At 36.7% G+C, this 21,321-nt stretch carries 14 protein-coding genes; 10 read left to right on the top strand and 4 right to left on the bottom strand.

Annotated features, from left to right (window positions below; all coding sequences use genetic code 11):
• Positions 1 to 16 precede the first annotated feature (16 nt).
• The 3 genes from AAGD44_RS07130 (at position 17) to AAGD44_RS07140 (ending at position 3,936) form a co-directional block, all read left to right on the top strand.
• Entirely contained in the window at positions 17 to 901 is an 885-nt protein-coding gene (locus AAGD44_RS07130) for an IS982 family transposase (RefSeq protein WP_341763539.1), read from the top strand.
• 454 nt (positions 902 to 1,355) lie between these two features.
• On the top strand, positions 1,356 to 3,614 hold the full coding sequence (locus tag AAGD44_RS07135; protein WP_341763977.1) for a hypothetical protein: 2,259 nt from the start codon (positions 1,356 to 1,358) through the stop codon (positions 3,612 to 3,614).
• Positions 3,615 to 3,741: 127 nt separating this feature from the next.
• A complete protein-coding gene (locus AAGD44_RS07140; protein ID WP_341763978.1) occupies positions 3,742 to 3,936 on the top strand; it encodes a palindromic element RPE1 domain-containing protein in 195 nt (64 codons plus the stop codon).
• 86 nt (positions 3,937 to 4,022) lie between these two features.
• Here AAGD44_RS07140 and AAGD44_RS07145 read toward each other — a convergent pair whose 3' ends face one another.
• The 4 genes from AAGD44_RS07145 to clpB all read right to left on the bottom strand — a co-directional run bounded on the left by AAGD44_RS07145 (position 4,023) and on the right by clpB (position 9,497).
• The gene (locus AAGD44_RS07145; protein WP_341763979.1) at positions 4,023 to 4,847 is read right to left on the bottom strand and encodes a hypothetical protein; all 825 of its coding nucleotides are present in this window, start codon (positions 4,845 to 4,847) and stop codon (positions 4,023 to 4,025) included.
• A gap of 210 nt (positions 4,848 to 5,057) precedes the next feature.
• The gene (locus AAGD44_RS07150) at positions 5,058 to 5,906 is read right to left on the bottom strand and encodes a TatD family hydrolase (protein ID WP_341763980.1); all 849 of its coding nucleotides are present in this window, start codon (positions 5,904 to 5,906) and stop codon (positions 5,058 to 5,060) included.
• Positions 5,903 to 6,904 carry a mitochondrial fission ELM1 family protein gene (locus AAGD44_RS07155; protein WP_341763981.1) on the bottom strand — a complete coding sequence of 334 codons (1,002 nt, stop codon included), beginning with the start codon at positions 6,902 to 6,904 and terminating at the stop codon, positions 5,903 to 5,905. Before AAGD44_RS07155 ends, AAGD44_RS07150 begins: the two co-directional genes overlap by 4 nt.
• A gap of 19 nt (positions 6,905 to 6,923) precedes the next feature.
• Positions 6,924 to 9,497: an ATP-dependent chaperone ClpB gene (gene clpB / locus AAGD44_RS07160; RefSeq protein ID WP_341763982.1), complete on the bottom strand. Its 2,574-nt coding sequence runs from the start codon at positions 9,495 to 9,497 to the stop codon at positions 6,924 to 6,926.
• 245 nt (positions 9,498 to 9,742) lie between these two features.
• On the opposite strand from clpB, the gene yidC reads away from it, so the two are divergent.
• From yidC to AAGD44_RS07195, 7 genes are all read left to right on the top strand, one after another.
• Positions 9,743 to 11,440 (top strand): membrane protein insertase YidC, encoded by a 1,698-nt coding sequence (gene yidC, locus AAGD44_RS07165; RefSeq protein WP_341763983.1) that lies wholly within the window; start codon positions 9,743 to 9,745, stop codon positions 11,438 to 11,440.
• Positions 11,430 to 12,038, top strand: coding sequence for a ribosome biogenesis GTP-binding protein YihA/YsxC (yihA, locus tag AAGD44_RS07170; RefSeq protein ID WP_341763984.1), 609 nt, complete (start codon positions 11,430 to 11,432; stop codon positions 12,036 to 12,038). The genes yidC and yihA overlap by 11 nt, the downstream gene beginning before the upstream one ends.
• Positions 11,992 to 12,909 (top strand): acetylglutamate kinase, encoded by a 918-nt coding sequence (locus AAGD44_RS07175; protein WP_341763985.1) that lies wholly within the window; start codon positions 11,992 to 11,994, stop codon positions 12,907 to 12,909. Before yihA ends, AAGD44_RS07175 begins: the two co-directional genes overlap by 47 nt.
• On the top strand, positions 12,906 to 13,193 hold the full coding sequence (locus AAGD44_RS07180; RefSeq protein ID WP_341763986.1) for a VirB3 family type IV secretion system protein: 288 nt from the start codon (positions 12,906 to 12,908) through the stop codon (positions 13,191 to 13,193). The genes AAGD44_RS07175 and AAGD44_RS07180 overlap by 4 nt, the downstream gene beginning before the upstream one ends.
• Positions 13,194 to 13,363: 170 nt before the next feature.
• Positions 13,364 to 15,784 (top strand): VirB4 family type IV secretion/conjugal transfer ATPase, encoded by a 2,421-nt coding sequence (locus tag AAGD44_RS07185; protein WP_341764707.1) that lies wholly within the window; start codon positions 13,364 to 13,366, stop codon positions 15,782 to 15,784.
• Between the two features lie 185 nt (positions 15,785 to 15,969).
• Positions 15,970 to 19,299, top strand: a complete 3,330-nt coding sequence (locus tag AAGD44_RS07190; RefSeq protein ID WP_341763987.1) for a type IV secretion system protein — start codon at positions 15,970 to 15,972, stop codon at positions 19,297 to 19,299.
• Positions 19,286 to 21,289 carry a type IV secretion system protein gene (locus tag AAGD44_RS07195; RefSeq protein ID WP_341763988.1) on the top strand — a complete coding sequence of 668 codons (2,004 nt, stop codon included), beginning with the start codon at positions 19,286 to 19,288 and terminating at the stop codon, positions 21,287 to 21,289. The genes AAGD44_RS07190 and AAGD44_RS07195 overlap by 14 nt, the downstream gene beginning before the upstream one ends.
• Positions 21,290 to 21,321: the final 32 nt, after the last annotated feature.

The raw sequence follows: 21,321 nt of genomic DNA on the forward strand, positions 1-21,321 counted from the left end.
TATCGAGAAAGAAGCTATGACCCTAGAAGAGTTTATCATTACTGTGTATTGTTTCATAGAAGAAAAAATGACTATAATAACCAAAAATATCAAAGTAAGGAAAGCAGGATTTCCACCTTGCTTAAGTGACGTGGAAGCATTAACAATGGAAGTGGTGGGAGAATTTATCGGTTTGCACCAAGACAAGCAGATATGGGAATATTTTAAACGTCATTTTCAAGAATGGTTTCCCAATCTAAAGAGTAGACCGTCTTATGTGAAGCAATGTAGCGGTCTTTTATCTATTAAGAACATGCTGCTTGCCGACTTGTTTAAGAGTGCAAGCAAATCAGATCTGCATATGATAGATGGGGTACCGATTCCTGTAATAAATTTGGCCCGAGCAACGAGAGGGCGATGTTTTAAGGAATACGCTGACTATGGGTACTGCGCTTCGAAAGATAGCTATTATTACGGTTTTCTAGGACACGTATTAATTAATGAAGAAGGTCGAATAGCTGGATTCATGATAACTCCTGCTAATGGGTCTGAACGTGAAGCTCTGCAAGTAATGTCTCCTAATATTAGTGGCATGGTACTGGGCGATAAAGGCTATCTTGGTCAGGATTTAAAAGATGAGTTGGCCACCAAAAACATTGATTTACAAACACCTTTAAAAAAGAATATGAAGGATAATAGATCCAAGAATTTCCTTAAATGGATTACTGCTACTCGTCGTTTAATTGAAACTGTTATTGGTCAGCTTACAGAACGTTTTGCTATTAATGCTATCAGAGTTAAGAGTTACTGGCATCTACAATCTCGCATCGCTAGAAAATTACTTGCTCATACTATTGCTACATTTTTGACAAAGTCTTTAAAACTTGTGCCAACACAACTCGAAAAATTAGTTACCTGCTAAAAAAAAGTCGAACATGGCGTATTTTTAGGAATATTATAATATTAAAGTGCTTTTCCTTAGGTCGCCGCGATAGGGATGCCTATAACGCTTGAGTGATAAAAATCTAATAGACTTCCTTCATAAGTTCGATCTAGTGGGTGATTTTGTAGTCAAAACTTGCCTACGCTCCTCATGTACATTTGAGTACATTATGGTGCTCAGCTTCGTTTTTCCTAAAAATCCCTTAACTATTTTTGGCTTATGAAGGAAGTCTAATAAGTCAGTGGAAAAAACACTTGATTTATCTTTATTTCTCTCTATACCTTACAAGCGGTTAATAAGCATTAATATTTTAATATTTATAGAACTATTTAACCAACAACGGCTGTAATGCTTTAGGGATACAAAATAAACTTAGCAAATGTAAGCTTTTGTTAAATAAAAAGAATTATTAATTAAAAAAGGACAGAGTAGTATGAGATTACCAGATAGAGAGTTATCACAAAGCCAGGACATAAGGAGAGAGCAAATGAATAAAAGAGAAGAGGGGATAAATAGTTTGATGCGCGCTAAATTTCAAGTGCAGCAGGCCTGTGCTAAATTCTCACAATGGGGTTCGCCTCCTTGGGGATTTATGCCGGATATTTGCCAAAAATTTTTCCTAGCCAATGGTAAAAATCTATGGGAGGAGTTAGGTAAGCCGATGTCCAGTTATCAGAATTGTCCAGCAACAATATTTTGTGATGACGTGATAAAAATAATTGATAAGCATATAAGCTGTGAGCACGAGTGGCAGAATCGGGATAGGTGGGTCTTTCACAATGAGGGATATAAGGTGGAGAAAAGTGGTGGAAAATTTACAATATTGCACAAAGAACCCTCTACTCATTTATCCCAAGTAACATCCGTTTCTAGTAGCCCTACCAAAGCAATGCTTCCAGATAAATCGGCGTCAATAAAGGCAGGTAAGATATCTATTGAACCAGGGGATATAGATGTTAGTGATGGTTCTTGGAATGTTCTTCTTCCCTCTGATGCTATACGGCCCGTTTATGAAAAGCCTGTCTTGGCTGTTCCTAGTGAGACAACCACATTAAGTGCTACCAGTAGCTCTGCTACTACAGTTTTGCTTCCTACTACAAGTTCTACTGCAGCTACTACCCCAGGACTTACCGCTACTATTCCTACTACCTCTACTAGTGAGCCCAGTACTTCTACTACTCCTCTTCGTATCACCGCGAGACATCGTACCACTGCTAAAGCTACCTCGAGACCGAACACCAAATCCGAAACGAACCCACCTACTACGCTACAAATGGTGCAAGATGATTTTGCCCTAATAATAGAGGACTTAGCGAAGAAAACTTCTACCCAAAACTCTGCCGTTTTAGGAGCTATAAATTTTGTGAGTACGCTCATAGGAGCAGTTACGTCCGTCCTCCCTAAAAGTACAACTCCTGGAATAGGATATTCAAAAGTCCTAGGGCTAACAAGCGCTGAGGTTACAACTCCGGGATTTAGCGCAAATGGGACAGCAAATGAGGGGGGGGGTAACGATATAGTATACCCGAAAGATCACCCAATATTTGGGCTGCGACTTCCGGGTAATGGCAGCGATATAACAGTAGGGGGAGTGTTGAATCACACTATCGATGAGTTTAGAAAAATTATAACCCAGGATAATAGTAATAAACCTCTGAGTCCTGCGCAGTTAAGTTGGATAATAGCAGCATGCGTAGGAGGAGCATTACTGTTAATTTCTGGTGGTAGTTATATAATATATAGATATTGTTGTAAGCCAGCGGGGGGGGAATATAATGTGAGGGAAGCGGATCAGGAACGTTCACTGGATATAGGCAACGAAGCACCAGGAGCTGACTTACTAGCCGAAGCAAATGAGGTAGACGGCGTTGTGGTTACAAACGAAAATGATGCTTTAATAGAGTCAGCAGAAGTCCCACTAAGGTCAAATGCTAACCTTCTCTCAAGCCTCTTACCAGAGCCTAACGACAGTCTTTCACCGACGAATTCACTGCAAATACCGACCTCAGAAAGCAAGGCGTTGCTGCGAAAGAATTCTGAAACGCAGGAAAATTCTAATGTCTCACCAAAGCCTTTTCCGCCGAAGTTAATACAGGAGATAACCGAGAAGATAGCCGAAAAAAAATTTCAGGACTCCCAAAAAAGTGCCACCCCTAAAAAGACAGAATCTACTATGACAGTCACTATCGAGCTAGCCGAAGTAAATAACGGCCACTCCAAGCCAGCTAGCAAGGTTCCGAATTTATACGTAAGTGGGGGCAGTCAAGAGCTTAACAGCCCTGAAGTAGGTAAAGCACCACACATACAACCAGGGACAGTTTCAAAGACAGCTCCGCCCACTCCCCCGCGTCCTAACAAGCCCCTTCCCCCTGTACCTCCCGCCTTATTAGCTCCTGCAAAGGTAGAGCCAAAACCAACGGTTAAGTTGCTCCCCCTAAATGAGGAGGCTCCCCTACAGACCATATCAAGCGAAGAAAAGGGTAATAGGGAAACTCCTCAAGACCTTAATTATTGGATTAAGGAGCTAGATCGGATTAATCAGCTAGGGGATATAGTGGACTCAACCACTGCCACCCGCTATACGCCGCCCTCACCATCCGAGGTATTCCATAATTACGGCCCTACAACGGTCGCTATGGGGGAGGATGCGCCGCTTGTAGGAGTGGCTCCAGAATCACACCATGACTTATAGGCTGAAGCTCCTCTATAATTAGAGGCTAAATTGGCCCATATTTCGTTATTATCCTACCTACTTGATACTCTTCTACAAAGAAGAGTATCCTCTTCGCCTTTCAAGAGTTGTTTTTTCATTAGACCTCTTGCATAACCTAAAGATAATTGAAGAATTTTCAGGAGAAACGAAGTCGAGTACCGCAGCGTACATAGACGTACGTGAGGAACAGAGAGGAGTTTCGACGACAAAATTACCAATTAGATTAGGTTATGCAAGAGGTCTATTTTATCAAAGTTTCGCGTGCTCACGTACTTTAGTACGCTGCGCTGCTCGACTTTGAGCCTCCTCGCTCTTCTTGAAGTTGATTCTATCGTCTACCAACTCTTCAGGTGTGAGCAGTATATATATCGAACTTCAAGGCATCAATTATTCAGCGTTGACGGTTAAAGCTAGGTTAACCTCTCCTGCCATTGAGACTACTTCACAATTTTCTGTCTCAGGCCTATTTAATACTGTTAATTCTAGTGAGCTGCTAGTATTTTCTGATGAAGGAGGTGAATTTTGATACTTTTTACACCAGGCGTCTTTACAGAATTTCCCTATTGCTCCCAATATAGCAACGCTTGCGGCTATCCCCCCTACTGCTAATACTATCTGCAGAGCCACCACAGCGTGGGGCTTATATTCAGGTCGCATCATATCTCCTTCTTGGATCATGCAGCTGTTATTCCTAATGAGCCCACTATGAATAGCTAAACTGTGGAAATCGCCATGGCCTTCATTTACTTCCTGTACTATTATTGCAGGGGAATCTTCTATTAACGTTATTGTCTCATCGACATTAGTGATATTATCGCCTAGCTCAATTATTATCTTTAATGACTTATGTAGCGCCTGATTAAAGTCTACCACACGAGTCAAGTTTTTCATTACCTTGCACAGAAATTTTGTTGCTTCCTTAATTTGAACTCCTTCTATTTTTTCTCCCTCATTACTAAGATCAATATAAGCAGTCAATGGCTTACTCTTAAGCCACTCTACTATCTTATCGCCACACTTAACGACCAGGTGTTGGTATATATTATCTAGTACAAGCTTAAATTCTTTAGGCGAAAAACGACAATCTAGAAGCCAATAATCTAAATTAAAATGCCCCCTCTCAAGTTTGCACGGATATTCCCCTATTTTAGAGAGTATTTCGGTAATATTTTTCTTTATACTACAATCTATTCTTAATACTCCTTGTGTCAAATTGATAAGATTCATTATATTAGTCCTTATTATTTATTAAAAAATTAACTGTTTGTTAAGTGAGCTATGATATAGATATTCTAAAGGTATTACAACTGAATGATTGAATATGGGGGTATAATATATAAATATAAGTAGGTGAGTTCACAATAAAATAAAAAAACAATTCGTTAACGTGAGGAATTTATATTAATTGACTCTACCGGTTTTTCAGGTGCAAACAGTATGTAATAGAGGATTTAAATTAGCTTTAGTGAATAGAGTGGTAAAATTTCTGGTAGTAATGCGGGCAACTTCGTTAAAGCCGATCCCTTTTAATTCGGCTATTTTCTCTGCTACATACTTGACAAAAGCTGGTTCATTTGGTTTCCCTCGCATAGGATTTGGGGCTAAATAAGGGGAATCGGTCTCGATTAATAGACGATCTAGGGGTATATAGCGCACTATTTCTTGCAAGTCCTGGGCATTTTTAAAAGTCACAATTCCCGCAATTGAGATATACATACCAATGTCAAGCATTTTCTTGGCAAAATATTTAGAAGCAGTAAAACAATGAATCAAGCCAGGAAAAGGAGAATTTTTCATCTCAGTGCTTAAAATATCGTTGGTATCCTCTTCCGCCTCTCTAGTATGAATTATAATTGGTAGCTGGCTAAGGCTCGCTGCCTTTATAGGTTCTATTAAAGAACTAATTTGATTAGCTTTTTCCGTTGTGTTGTAATAATAATCAAGGCCTGTCTCCCCAATTCCAATAATTTTGGGATGATGAGAGTAATTTATAATAGCTTCATAAGGAATAATTTCTTTTACTTCATTAGGATGCACTCCACAGGAAGCAAATATATTATCATATTGTTCAGCGATACTAATAATATCTGGCAACTCTTCAATAGTAGTGCAAATAGTCTGCATATATTTAACACCGTTATTTTGGGCGTTACTTAAAATTTCTGATAAATTATTTTTTAACATGTTAAGGTGACAATGAGAATCCACTAATGTAAGCTGTTGCCATTCCTGGTCTTGGTCGGGAGGTTGCTGGTTAACTGTATAAATCATGATGTTGTCTCAATTTTAGATATTACTATATTAGCAATTCTAGCTACTTCATTAAGAGGGGTATATGTATAAGGTACAAGTTTAGAGGTAGAGTTATTTAACATTTTAGCTATTCCTAATTTTACCAGCTGTTGTACGAAAGATAAATGCTTATGGGATTTAAAATTTTTAGGGCATAATATATATAATGGCTTGCCAGTAGAAGCTGCCTCACTACACATAGAAATTGAGTCAGCAGTGGCAACTATATAATCTGCCTCTGCTAGCATTCCCAGATAGGGATTGGGCGGTCCTTCTGCTTGTGTGGGGTCATAGATAATAGCAGTATGAGGTATATTATTTGTGATAATTTGTTTGACTCCCCCTGGGGTCCGTCTACTAAAACTAATAAAAAGAGTATGATGCTGGTCTTGCACAATATTAGATAATGTACTTGCAAATTCTCTAGCATTTTCAATAGTAAAATTATAATTTTTACTATTGCCTCCTATAATGACCGCAATAAATTTTCCAAGTTGCGGATATTTTTGATGTAGTGCTTTGCCGGCAGTAGCTATTTTAGCTTGAACATTATTAAGGGCGCCAGTAATTCTCAGGATATTGAGCTCATTGTTATTTATTTTATCATGGTAGGGTAAAATCACTAGCTCAAATTGCTGCAAGGGTAAATTAGGATGCATAATTTGAATGATTTTTATTTTATTACCAGATTTGCGACGTAAGTAGCTTGCTAAGCTTGCTGTTCTTCTACCGGCCGAAATGATTACATTAGGAAATTTACTGGCGTCATTCGAGTCGAATGAGCTGCTTTTAATATGAATGGGAGTAACCGCTAGTAAGCAATTTGGTAACTTAACCCAGAAATTATATTCAATAGGTTTTAATTCGTAGTTCCATCCTATGTGTTCTGCTAGGCCGATAGCTTGGTTTATGTTGCCAATTCGACTATCAGCAAGGATCCATACGGTAAGTTGCTTTTTTGGTTTATTATAAGCCATATTGTTATTTATAATTATTTTAAGCTTTTTGAATCGTTAATCCTTCAGCCTCTCTTGCTATCTTAACTGTATCATCGCTTTGGATATTACCGCCAAGAATCAGCTTAGCGAAATTATTTTGTAATTCTCGCTGGATAACTCTTTTTAAAGGCCTAGCACCAAACATTGGATCATATCCTTTATCCGCAAGGTAATCTATTGCAGATTCCTCAAATTGTAAGGTAATATTTTGTAGAGATAAAATATTTTTTAAATGATCGAGCTGGATTTTAACAATATCATGGATATTATTTCGGCTTAATTTATGAAACATAATAATCTCGTCTAGCCTATTTAAAAATTCTGGTTTAAATATTGCTCGTACATGTTCCATTATTTGTTCTTTAATTTGGCTATCTTCGTCTTCTTCTTTTTGATTAATGAGTATTTCTGCGCCAATATTAGAAGTCAGAATGATAATAGTATTTTTAAAATCAACAGTTACCCCTTGACTATCAGTTAAATGGCCTTCATCAAGTATTTGTAGCATAATATTAAAAATATCAGAATGTGCTTTTTCTACCTCATCAAATAAAATAACTTGATAAGGTCGCCTACGTACTGCCTCGGTTAACACTCCCCCTTGTTCATAACCTACATATCCTGGAGGCGCTCCAATCAAACGGGATATAGAATGTTTCTCCATATATTCTGACATGTCAATCCGTAGTAAAGCATTACGATCATCGAATAAAAAGAGTGCTAGTGCTTTAGCTAGTTCAGTTTTACCAACGCCAGTGGGACCTAGGAATAAAAATGATCCTAAAGGATGATTCACATCTTGCAGGCCAGCCCGCGCACGACGCACTGCATCGCTTATGCTTTTAATCGCTTCATCTTGCCCTATCACTGTTTCACGAATTTTATCCTCCATGTTAAGAAGTTTTTCCCGTTCACTAGAGAGCATCGCCTCAATTGGTATACCTGTGATCTTAGAAATAATGATTGCTATATCATTTTCGGATACAACTTCTTGGAAGGTGGTATGGTGCTCAATAGCCATTGCTTGTTGTAGCTTGTTAGTTAAATCAGGAATAACTCCATATTTTAACTCACTAGCCCGTGCCAGTGAGCCAGATCTTTCTGCTCTTTCTAATTCTAATCTAGCTTTTTCTAACTCTTCTTTTAGCTTTTGTTCAATTTGGATTTTGTCTTTCTCTGCTTGCCAATTAGTAGTCATATCATAAGAAAGTACTTCAAGCTTTTGTAGTTCTTCTGTTAAATTAAGAATTTTCTTTTTAGAGATGTCATCATCTTCTTTTTTTAGAGCCGTTAATTCAATTTTGATTTGAATTATTCGGCGATCAAGCTCATCTAATTCTTCTGGTTTACTAGATAATTCTATTTTTAACCTGCTACAGGCTTCATCAATTAAGTCAATTGCTTTATCTGGTAAATAACGATCAGTAATATATCTATTAGATAAAGTACTAGCCGCGACAATCGCGCTGTCAGAAATCCTTACACCATGATGTAATTCGTATTTATCTTTAATACCCCTTAAGATAGAAATCGTATCTACCACAGTTGGCTCATTAACATATACTGCTTGAAATCTCCTTGCTAGTGCCGCATCTTTTTCAATATACTTACGATATTCATCTAAAGTGGTAGCGCCAATACAATGTAGTTCTCCTCTTGCAAGCATTGGTTTAAGTAAATTTGAAGCATCCATTGCTCCCTCTGTTTTACCGGTGCCTACTAAAAGATGTAACTCATCAATGAATAAAATAATTTCTCCGCTTGAGTTCTTAATTTCACCAAGTACTGCTTTAAGTCGTTCTTCAAATTCTCCGCGGTATTTAGCTCCTGCAATTAAAGCGCCCATATCCAGCTCTATAATACGACAATTGGCTAGAGTTTCCGGAATATCATGGGCAAACATTCTTTGAGCCAGACCTTCGATTATGGCTGTTTTACCTACTCCTGGTTCTCCTATTAATACAGGGTTGTTTTTCATTCTCCTTGATAAAACCTGTATAGTCCTTCTAATTTCTTCGTCTCTACCAATTATTGGGTCTAATTTACCAAGTTCTGCTAATTCTGTTACATCTCTTCCATATTTCTTTAAAGCATCGTAACTTCCTTCTGAAGATTCACTATCCGCCTTTTTACCCTTTCGTAGAGAAAGAATAGCGGCGCTGATTTTTTGGTTCGTAATTGCATTATCTGTTAAAATTGTTCCCGCTACAGTCTTATCATACGATAAAGCTTCAAAAATTCGTTCTACAGTTATAAAATTATCCTTATGTTTTTTAGCAAGCTCAGAAGCCTTATCTAACAATTTTATTGTTTCTGAAGCGAGATATAACTGACTGCCTCCTTGTACCTGTACTTTTGGAATTTTAGCAAGTTCAATTGTCAGCAAGTTATTTAGATTATCTAAATTAACCCCTAAAGTATTAATCAGATTAATAATGACCCCGCTTTCATCTTTTAATAAAGCCTCTAGGATATGTAGAGGTAATATTTGTTGATGATCATTTTTTGCTGCTAGATTTTGGGCGTTAGAAATCACAGACTTGGCATGGGTGGTAAATTTTTCTATATTCATTTTATGACCCCATAAACTTAAAAATTCAGAAGATAATAAGTGTTATATAGTTAGAGTAATCGTATAATGCAAGATATCAATTATTTGAAATTATGTTCTGTCTCAAAGATGAAATGACCGACTAGATTGAATTATGCAAGAAGTTTATTAAAATAATCAATTACCTTGATTATTTTCCCTAAATCTTATAGAAATCTTTTTAAACCAGTTCAGGTTATAAATTATTTAAATTATTTTAGAACATAATGAATCATAACATATTTAATCTAGTAGCTGCTGTGCTGTTGTCACTTGGTATTATTGTCGGTTGGCAATATTTTTATGATAAACCAAGATTAAAAAAAATTGAACAACAAAATAAAATATACCAACAAACTCAGCAGTTAAGACAACAAGCGTTAGACCGCAATAAGATATTATCGTCTTCTACTCAAGACGCGCAAGCTACTGCTTCACCACGAGTTAAGATAAATTCTAAAGTACTTTCTGGATCTATTGCCTTAAAAGGGTTACGGTTCGATGATTTAATCTTGTTGAACTATAAGCAAGATTTAACTGAAGATAGTAAAGCAGTAATATTATTTTCTCCTTCAACTTCTAAAGAAGCATATTTTGCTGAAATAGGGTGGTTTAGTAGTAACAAGCAGCTAGAGCTACCAAATAGTGATACACTTTGGGAAGCGGATAGTGAGGAGATAACTCCTACAAAGCCTATTAAGCTTTCCTGGGTTAATCAGGCGGGAATTAAGTTTCTTGTGAATATAAGCATGGATAATAATTACTTATTTAAGATAGATCAAACTATAGTAAATAATAGTAAACATTCCATAGCAGTGCAATATTATGGGCTCATTAATAGGCAGTATCAAGCTAAGGAAAAGGCCGTTAATATTCTGCATCAAGGCCCCATCAGTTCTATTGATGGACGGCTTAAAGAATGTTCTTTTGATGATATTAAAGATAAGAAGGGCGTTAAATTTCCCCCCGCTAGACTTGAGTGGATTGGTATCACAGATAAATATTGGTTGGCTGCTTTAATACCTGATAAAGTAAGTAGCTACAGTTCTAATTTCAATTATGCTGCGAAAAATGGCGAGGCAAGATATCAAACTGATTTCCTCTCTCCTCTTAAAGAGATAGAAGCGGGAACAGAATTCACTGTTTCCCAGAAATTATTTGCTGGTGCTAAGAAAGTAGATTTATTAGATCAATATGAAAAACAATATAATATTGAATTATTTGACCGAGCTATTGACTTTGGTTGGTTTTATATAATAACTAAACCAGTTTTTAATACTTTGAACTTTTTTTATAATTATGTAGGTAATTTTGGTATTAGCATATTAATTGTTACTGTTATTATCAAACTTTTAATGTTTACTTTAGCGAGTAAATCATATCGTTCTATGAAAAAAATGAAAAACCTGCAGCCCGAAATAGAACGGATTAGAGCTCTCTATGCTGAAGATAAAATGCGGCTTAATCAAGAAATTATGGCATTATATAAAAAAGAGAAGGTTAATCCTATTGCTGGCTGTCTACCATTAATCGTCCAAATCCCAGTATTTTTTTCTATTTATAAAGTATTATATGTTACCATTGAGATGAGGCATGCTCCATTTTTTGGTTGGGTAAAAGATCTATCGGCCGCAGATCCTACAACAATTTTTAACTTATTTGGGCTGCTGCCTTTTACTCCGCCAAATTTCCTAATGATCGGGGTCTGGCCTATTATTATGGCTATCACTATGTTTTTACAACAGAAAATGAGCCCAGAACCGGCGGATCCTATCCAAGCGCAAGTAATGAAATTCATGCCTTTAATCTTTCTCATTATGTTCAGTAGTTTCCCAGTAGGATTATTGATTTATTGGTCTTGGAACAATATTTTATCTATAATCCAACAATATTATATTAATAAATTAGAGAAAAATGTCCGTTGATAAAGTTACTAAAATTTTCCGGCAAGAAGCAAAATTTATTGCCGGCGTGGCTACAATAAAACAATTTCCAAAAAGTTTCCTGCCCGAAATAGCCTTTATTGGGAAATCAAATGTTGGTAAGTCTAGCTTAATTAATAATATATGTAATAATTCTGGGCTAGCTAAAGTATCTCGCACCCCGGGGCGTACTAGACAAATAAATTTTTTTTTGCTTAGTAATAAGATGGTTTTGGTAGATCTGCCTGGATATGGTTTTGCCAAGGTACCAATTAGTATAAAACAACAATGGGAAGAATTAATAGTCTATTACTTAAAAAATAGCTTAAACCTTAAAATAGTAAATTTATTAATAGATGCTAGAAGGGGACTTAAACAACATGATATGGACATTGCGAAATTGTTAATTTCGTACAACAGAGATTTCCAAATTGTTTTGACTAAGGTAGATAAAATAACAAATAGAGAAAACCTAGCTTCCGATATACAGAATTTTCTTGCAACTTTAGACCGCTCATGTAATGTAATCTATACAAGTATTAGGAGTAAGGAAGGTGCAAAAGAATTGCAATTTAGTTTGGCAAAATGCATCAAATTATAAAGATAAAAAAGATAAAGGTTTTGCTCATACAAAAAATACAACTCTAATTAAAGAGATCCTAAGGGGTAGTAGTGAAATTAGAGACCAACTCTTAGTGGTTAAGCTACCTTCCCTGATTATTGAAAATGATGAATTGTTAACTAATTTTGCAGAAATAATACATTTGCTTGATAGTTGTGGAGTAAAAATCTTTATAGTTCATGATCATACTAATTTGGTAAATGATACGCTAAAATTATTTGGCTTTGAGGACAAAGTTATCAATAATGTGAAGATAGCTGACTATAAAAGGTCTCAAATTATGGAGATGGTTTTATCAGGTTATATTAATAAACGTATAGTTTCAAAGCTTTGTAGTGTAGGATGCTATGCTATTGGTATTTCTTGTAAAGATGCTAATCTGATTCAAGCAAAACAATCCAAATTATCCCATAGGCGCGCTACTAACCAGGATGTTATAGATATTGGTTTTATCAGTGAACCTGTCATAGTAAATCCTGAAATTCTAATAAATTTTGAAGATAATAATATTATTCCTGTTATTTCGCCCGTAGCAAGTGATGAAAATGGCAATACCCATTTATTAGATGTCAATTTGACTGTTTCCCTAATTTCTTCTTCCTTAGACGCAGATCACTTGGTCTTATTTTATGAAGAATCAGAATTTGAAGGAATGCAAGGGTTAAAGGTGCGAGATGTTAATACACTTAAAGCCATGCTGAGCCTTACTAATGAACCTAAAAAAATTTCTTTAATTGAAGCTGCTCTCAACGCTATTCAGAGCAGCACTGAGTGCGTGCATTTTGTGGATGCCACATTCCCTGACTCTATGTTATTAAGTATGTTTATAAATAAAGAGAATGCATTATGACAGGTAGACTATCTTCCGATCCTTTGTTTGTAGGTTTAACAAGGCCGGCAATGATATTTGGAGTAAGTATCAAGTTTTTTGCGCTTAATATGATTATTGCAATGACTCTGTTTATTCAGAGCAACAGTATAATGAACTTATTCGTTGCTTTTGTGATCCATATAATTGGGTATATAATATGCTTTAAAGAACCTAGATTTGTGGAAATATTTTTAAATAAATCTTCGAGATGTAGTCAATGCCCTAATAGGTCATTCTATGGAGCGAATTCATACGGGATTTAGAAGTCTATATACTGCTCTGCTATGAATTTGCATGCGTCGTTACTCAGTGCTTCCCTATTATCTATAGGTTTTACCATCGCGCCTATCAGCAAGATCATCGAAAGAGGAGGGGGTATTATCTATAGATATCGCCTTATCAGCAAGAGATATTAAAAACATAAGGACGAATGATAAAATTATTTTTAACAAAAACGGCTAAGGAAGCAAGAGCAAGAAAAGAAAAAGCCACTTCTCACTTTATTCCATACAAATGTCATTGGAATAGTAATACTATTCTAACTAAAAATAATGAATTACTACAGGTAATAAAAGTAGGAGGTTTTTCCTTTGAGACTGCAGATGATGAAGATTTAGATATTAAAAAAAATATCAGAAATTCTTTACTGAAAAATATGACTTCAGGCAACATAGTATTGTATTTTCATACTATTAGAAGACGTAAGCCAGTATTTTTTGAGGGGGAAGAATATACTGTTGACCCTACTATCAAAATGCCTAATGACTTTATAACATATTTAACTACTGAATGGCGTAGGAAACATGCTACCGGTTCTAGATCATTTTTTAATGAATTATATATTAGTATTGTTTATCGGCCTGATAAAGCTGGGGCTGCCGCTGTAGAGTATTTTCTGAAGTTATTAAAACAAAAGTCGGATAAGTCAGCGTGGGAAAATGATATGCGCGAAATGTATGAAAACCTACAGGAAATGACTTCAAGAATTATCAATACCTATAGTAGCTATGGTGCGACCCTGCTCAGCATCCAAAAATCTAAAAGCGGTTACTATTGTGAAATATTAGAATTTTTGGGGGCCTTAGTAAATTGTGGCTCCACAATGCCAATGGCAGTCTCAAGAAATTCAATTGACCAATATCTACCCACCCATAGATTATTTTTTGGGAATAGATCTATAGAAGCCCGTGGCCCAGCGGGTCGAAGATATGCAGGGATCATCAGTATTTTAGAATATACTCCTCATACCTCTGCGGGTATTTTTGATGGTTTTTTACAAATGCCATTTGAGTTTATAATGACCCAAAGTTTTATTTTTGCTAATAGGTCTGTGGCAATTCATGGTATGCAGTTACAGCAAAATCGGATGATTCAAGCAGGAGATAAAGCAGTATCTCAAATTGCTGAAATATCGCAAGCATTAGATATGGCTACCAGTGGTGATATTGGGTTCGGTAATCACCATTTTTCTCTTTTATGTTGTGATAATAATTTAAAATCTCTAGAAGATACTTTATCCATGGCCTCAGTTGAGCTTTCAAATGTTGGAATTCAGCCGGTGCGCGAAAAGATTAATATGGAACCAAGCTATTGGGGGCAACTTCCTGGAAATATGGATTATATAGTTAGAGGTTCTACTATCAATACTCTGAATATGGCTAGTTTTGCCTCTATGCATAACTACCCATTAGGTAAAATATTTAATAATCACTGGGGAGAATACGTTACTGTACTTGATACTACTTCTGGAACACCGTTTTATTTTAATTTTCACGTTAGAGACGTAGGGCATACCGTAATAATAGGGCCTACTGGGGCTGGTAAAACAGTGTTGATGAATTTTTTATGTGCTCAAGCACAAAAATTTAAACCTAGAATGTTTTTCTTTGATAAAGATCGAGGAGCGGAGATATTTATAAGAGCTATAGGAGGTATTTACACCCAAATTGATCCTTCAGTAAATTGTGGTCTTAACCCTTTACAGCTTAAGGATACAGGAGAAAATAGAACTTTTATATTAGAATGGCTTAAAGTATTAGTATCCTCTAACGGAGAATCAGTAACAGCAGAAGATAATAAAATTTTATCACAAGCAGTAAGTGGAAACTTTAGGTTAGCGCAAAAAGATAGAAAATTAAAAAATGTTATTGCATTTTTAGGTATAGATGGTCCAGGTAGCTTAGTCGGTAGGATTGGTATGTGGGTTGGCAAAGGTTCGCATGCTAGAGTATTTGACAATGATGAGGATAATATTGATTTACTCAAGGCTAGGGTATTTGGTTTTGACATGACGGATTTATTAAAAGATCCGATCAGCTTAGCGCCTGTATTGTTGTATATTTTTCATAGAATTAACATTTCTTTAGATGGCCAAAGAACTATGATAGTGCTGGATGAAGCCTGGGCTCTAATTGATAACCCAATATTTGGCCCTAAAATTAAAGATTGGTTAAAAGTACTTCGCAAGCTGAACACTTTTGTAATTTTTGCCACTCAGAGCGTTGAAGATGCGGCTAAAAGCAGAATTAGTGATACTCTTATTCAACAAACTGCTACGCAAATATTTTTACCTAATCTTAAGGCTACGGATGTGTATCGCTCGGCTTTCATGTTGAGCCAGCGTGAATATTTATTGATTAAAACTACTGATCCATCAACGCGTTACTTTTTAATAAAACAAGGAGTAGATGCGGTAGTAGCAAAAATAAGTTTAGATGGTATGAGCAATATCATTAATGTTCTGTCGGGCAGAGTGGAGACGATATTGTTATTAGATCGCATTAGAGAGCAATATGGTGATGATCCTGAAAGATGGCTGCCTATCTTTTATGACGAGGTGAAAGAGCTTTATTAAAATTAGGCTTCCTGAATAAGTCAATCTAGTGGGTAATGTTCTAGGTGGTAATTTTGTCATTGTCACTTATATTCTGTGATAAAAGATTTTACCAAGCAAACTACCACGCACGAATTAATAATAAGTAATTATTATATTAAATTAAGGTTATAATGCTGCTTGTTCATAAAAGTACGCCTAAAATAATGATTTATGTAAGAAATATATTGCTACACTGTGCTACTATTATTAAAGTTAAGATAAATGTTATATTTTATCACGCAGCTATTTTATATAAGCTATTAAAAATGATTCAAAAATCAGTAAAACTTTTATTTTGTCCTATAAAGGTGTTTATTAAGTTGTTAATTTTATGTAGTACATTAAATATAATTGCTACTTCCAATATTTACGCTGAAAATACTCTTGACACTGACAAAGGTGCTGACAATACTCTTGAAACCTACAAGGGTGAGGAAGGTAGCACTTTTAACACTATAGTGGACACGATCACAAAGTTAACTTGTGAAACGCAAGGACTAGGACAATTATTAGTACGTACAGAATTTGCCCATACTTGTATTCCGGCACCAGTTTTTACCGTGGCTATTGCTAATATACTGTCTCCAATCCTGTATATAGATACTATGACGCGTCTTAAAATAAATGATCCTGAATTATTTGATAGTAATAATAAGCACTGGAAATGTAAGAAGGATGGGCCTAATGGAGAGTGCATTAATGAATTTCCGGGGGGACAATGCGCCAGGAATAATAAAATTCCCTATAAACCTGGTGAGGACCCAAAGTTGACATTTGCGGTATGTAATAATGCAAAATTGCTAGTTGTTAATGCTACGGCAATAGGGAAAACGCTGGTGATACTAGCCAAGGCGATATTTACTAATACTGAGCCATGGAAGGAAATCGCGTATATTTGGCGTGATTCAAAATTAGAATATCATGATATTTATAATATCAAAGATGGTCAGACAGTTTTTATACCTGATATACCACCAGTTTGGGTTAAAGGCCGACAGTTTAAAGATACTATGTGTATTACAGTTAAAGGGATCACGTGGGAGGATCTGCCGGTGGGCTGCAAATACATCAGTGAACCTAACCCTATTTCTATTTACCAAAGTTTTATAAGCCCAGGTGGTACTGTCCCAGACAAGAAAGGCGCCCCTACAGATCCAATGGCACTAGTTGAGTGTGGTGCGGCATCTTCTACTTGCTATCAAAGAGCTTATAATAATTCCAAGACGGCCATAGTAATTACCGCGCCGTTAATAGAATGTTTTAAGGAAATGACCGCTAGGCTATTGTTAAGTAGGGATGTTTGTACTTTTGATAATGTTAATCATATTATTAATTCTAACAAACGAGAGTCTAGTATATTGTTCCAATTTCAACGTAAAATGCATAGGACAGTCACGGCTTTATTAACAATATATGTAATTTTCTTTGGCTTTAAACTCATACTTTCCGGAGATATTCCCCCCAAAAAAGATATAATTAATTTTGTGCTGAAAATGTTATTTGTCACCTATTTCGCAGTAGGGATTAACATTAATCCAGGGGGAGGGGATAACGATTATGGCAGATTAGATGGCATGATCCAATGGGCCTTCCCCTTATTATTGGGGGGGATAGATACATTAGCTGGATGGGTTATGAATGCTGCCCCTTCTGAGTTATGTAAATTTGACGATACAGACCTTGCCTATGATGCCAAGCTGGCTTATATGCCCTTATGGGATGCTTTGGACTGCCGAATAAGTCACTATTTAGGGCTAGATATGTTGTCTACCTTGTTAGTAGAAAATGCATCTAAAGGATTTGACTTTTTTAGTTTTTCAGCGCCCCCATATGTATATTTATTGATTCCGGCAATTATTTCAGGAAACCTGACCCTAATATCTCTTGCTTTGGCTTATCCTTTGTTGGTAATCTCGGTGGGAGCCTTTATGATTAATGCGACAATTATGTGCATGATCAGTATAGTGATCCTAAGTGTGCTGGCTCCTCTCTTTGTTCCGATGTTATTGTTTGATTATACTCGTGGTTATTTTGAGGCCTGGGTAAAATTGCTCATATCATTTCTGCTGCAGCCAATGGTAGTAACAACTTTTATGATTTTGATGTTTTCAGTTTATGATTTTGGTTTTTACGGTCATTGTAGGTATAAGAATACAATAATAGAGAATAGTGTAGAAGATATACTAATAACAGGTAATATTGCCCCCAAAAGGCAAGTTAAGATATTTTATATTGATACTGCATTTGATACATATCCCTCCCAGGAGGAGGCTAAAAGTTGCCAAAATAGTTTAGGCTATATGCTGAATAATCCATTAAAGACCGCTTTTGATTTTACTAAAAAGACGGTGCAGGAAATAGTGCAAAATAAGCCCGGTACTATGAGTACCCAGGCCTACATGGACCAGTTTCCATATTTACAAGGTATTCAGATGAGCCCTGGCATGTTTTTTGATATGCCTAAAATGATTTTTGAGAAAATCAAAGATATAATTTTAGCTTTGATTACTGCATGCTTTACTTTATATCTCATGTATCATTTTAGTGCTCAATTGGCAAGTTTTGCTGCAGATATGACAGAAGGGGTAGCGTTGCATAATGTCACTATTAACCCGCAAGCAATTTTTAAAGCTGGGATGGCAGCAGCAGCGGCAGCTAAAGGGATGATGCCAGGGGATAAAGCAGCAGGTGGTCCTTCAGGGCCTAAAGATATGGTAGCGGGAGGCGGCGGCGGACCTGACGATTCTTCCTCTAGTTCAGGGCCCGCAGATTCTGTCTCTACTGCTTCTTCGCCAGGGGATGAAGTAGCAGCGGGCGGGAATAGTAGTATAAGGACTGCTAGATCGGCTACAAGTAGCGGTATAGGAAGGGGTGGTATTAAGAGTATGCCCGGCTCTTTGCCTCAGGATAGTATATCTATGCCTAATGAACAACAAGGCGTTGATCATGAACAAGTAGAAGATGGAGGAAGTGGGGCAGTAAGGGGAGGGATACAAGATTTGCCTATTTCTAGACCTTCTACTCTTCAAGATAATAGAGAGGCAAATGAGCCTTCAGGAGAAGCAGGAGCAGCTAGGGAAGTAGCGACAGTAGAAGAGGTAATTAAAAAGATTAAAAAGGCGCAAGCAGATAAAGAAGCAGGGGCTAACTTGCAGAAAATTTCTACAGATCACGCTGAAACAAGTGACAACAAAGTTGAGGCATTGTCTGACAGGACTCAACAAACGGCAGATCGTGGCTTGCAACCTGGACAGCAGAGTGATGCTGAGCAAGAAATAAAGCATCATGAAATGCAAGATAGTAACGCAAAGCTTAATTCACCAGCTTTAAAGAGTAATAAAGAAGATTTATCGCCAGCTTCCAGAAGAGATACTATCTCATCTGGGGCGTCAAATAGAGAGACAATAGTGGGAGACAAGGAAGAGTTACAGCAACCTACTTCAGGAAGAGATAAAACTAATATCAAAAAAGATGGCCCTGATGAAAACTCATAAAGTCATAAAATTTTTGATTCAACTTTACCTTATATTTTTTTCTACAGCAGGTTGGGCGCAGTTTGGGGAGTCATGTCCCTCTACACCCCTACCTTCCTTTGGAGCCGATAATTATTTAAAGAATGATACTGCCTATGGCCATATTATATATAGCATCGATATGCTCAGTATCAGGGATGGTTGTAAAGAGACAGATCCGCAATTTAAATTTTGTATTAAACAATCAAAACAGGGACTAGGGGGAAGCGTAACTTGTAAAGCCGTTACTCTTAATGTAGGAGAAAGGAAAACCCTTGGGGAGCTAGATGACGATTCTAATCTTGGAGGAAATTATTTGCTAAAAGATATTCCTTTGACAGTAAAAATTCTGTCTCAGGGGCAGATGTGCTTAACTATGCCAACTTCTAGAGGAGAAATGCCAGTAGCATGTAAGCCTACTTTATCTCCCCTACCGCCTCCTCCTGTTCCCCCTATAGATGAGCGCTGTAAGGTGGCAGGAGATAGCTGTTATAGCGGCAATACTAAAAGCCAATCATTATTTAACTTTTCGGGGGTAGCAGTAGAGTGTGTAAAAGAAACCTTAGACAAAGTTTTTTTCCAATATAATAACTGTAATACCAAAGAGATGAATTTGATCGCGCTGAATCCTTTTGCCAATTTCCAAGAAGCACTAAAAACCTCGGTGAGAATGGCATTAATAATGTATGTGATGGTTTTTGCGGTTAATATGATTTTAAGTAAAGAATACGGGAACCTTGATAAGATAGCCTCCTTTATTATCAAATTATTATTAGTGACTTATTTTGCTGCAGGGATAGGGCCAGTATATTTTCAGCAGGGTAAAGAAACGCGGGCAAATGGTATGCTAGAATATGGATTACCTATACTTACTAAAATCGCCCCACAATTTGCGCAAATAGTGTTTAATGCTGCTGGTTCTAAAGGGTTATGTACGTTTAGTGTTGAGAAATACCAAACGGGTTATAGTCATTATGGAATCTGGGATGCCATTGACTGTAGGATAGGTTATTATCTTGGTCTAGAGGTGCTTACTAATACTGTCGAGTTCCTGAAATCTATCCCTAATACTATTGCTGGCGCGGACAAAGGGGCGTCTATCAAATTTACTTCTTCAGCAGATAAGGCAGTTAATGTATTAACGAGTCCGGGTACTTTTAGATTTTTCCCGGTAATGTTTGGGTTTTTTATGGCCGGTAATATAATATTAGTAGGTGCCGGAATAGCCTTTTGTGTAATATTTACCTCAATAGTTTTATATTTTTTAACAAATTATTTAGTATGTTTAATTACTATTTATGTGATGACCTATATTTCTCCTATATTTATTCCTATGGCCTTATTCACCAGAACTAAGGCATATTTCGATGCATGGCTAAAAATTTGCCTTTCCTGTGCTTTACAACCGGCAGTAATTGCAGGATTTATTGCTTTGCTAGTTACGATGTATGATTCAGCCTTATATGATAATTGTCAATTTGTAAGGTATGATTATCTTGATAGTAATCAGAGAGGGTTTAGTACTTTTGAAATTAGATTGCCTGAATCAAATGTGGAAAACTGTGAGAAGAGTGCAGGCTATAAACTTTTGAAATATTATTCAGGATATGGTTGGGAGGAGCATCCTTTCCTATTATTCGCTATTAAATCTATCCCTAAAGATGGATTATCTTTAATAGTGAGTATGCTGTATGTATTAGTTTTTTCAGTGATTTTTTATTATTTTTCGCAATCAATTGGGCAATTTGCTTCAGAGGTTACTGGCGGACCTAACATGGACCATGTAACAGCAAGCCCTACTAAGGTAGTAGATATGGTTAAACAAGGGGTGGCTTATGCCAAAGCTGCGGCAGAAGCATCGGCAGGAAAAATGCCTGATAAGAATCCGGCCTCCGCAGCGCGGAAAGGAGGAGAGGAAGCTAAAGGCTCATCGGGGGGTAATGAACCGAGTGACCAAAGTAGCGCTGGATAGAGGTTTATTAAGGGGCTAGGTTCATAGAAGCT

The organism is Candidatus Tisiphia endosymbiont of Beris chalybata (genome assembly GCF_964026555.1).
Lineage (GTDB): Bacteria > Pseudomonadota > Alphaproteobacteria > Rickettsiales > Rickettsiaceae > Tisiphia.

Coding starts and splice junctions, on each gene's coding strand:
- AAGD44_RS07130 (WP_341763539.1), top strand. CDS start 17: ATGACCCTAGAAGAGTTTATCATTACTGTGTATTGTTTCATAGAAGAA.
- AAGD44_RS07135 (WP_341763977.1), top strand. CDS start 1,356: ATGAGATTACCAGATAGAGAGTTATCACAAAGCCAGGACATAAGGAGA.
- AAGD44_RS07150 (WP_341763980.1), bottom strand. CDS start 5,906: ATGATTTATACAGTTAACCAGCAACCTCCCGACCAAGACCAGGAATGG.
- AAGD44_RS07155 (WP_341763981.1), bottom strand. CDS start 6,904: ATGGCTTATAATAAACCAAAAAAGCAACTTACCGTATGGATCCTTGCT.
- clpB (WP_341763982.1), bottom strand. CDS start 9,497: ATGAATATAGAAAAATTTACCACCCATGCCAAGTCTGTGATTTCTAAC.
- yidC (WP_341763983.1), top strand. CDS start 9,743: ATGAATCATAACATATTTAATCTAGTAGCTGCTGTGCTGTTGTCACTT.
- yihA (WP_341763984.1), top strand. CDS start 11,430: ATGTCCGTTGATAAAGTTACTAAAATTTTCCGGCAAGAAGCAAAATTT.
- AAGD44_RS07180 (WP_341763986.1), top strand. CDS start 12,906: ATGACAGGTAGACTATCTTCCGATCCTTTGTTTGTAGGTTTAACAAGG.
- AAGD44_RS07190 (WP_341763987.1), top strand. CDS start 15,970: ATGATTTATGTAAGAAATATATTGCTACACTGTGCTACTATTATTAAA.
- AAGD44_RS07195 (WP_341763988.1), top strand. CDS start 19,286: ATGAAAACTCATAAAGTCATAAAATTTTTGATTCAACTTTACCTTATA.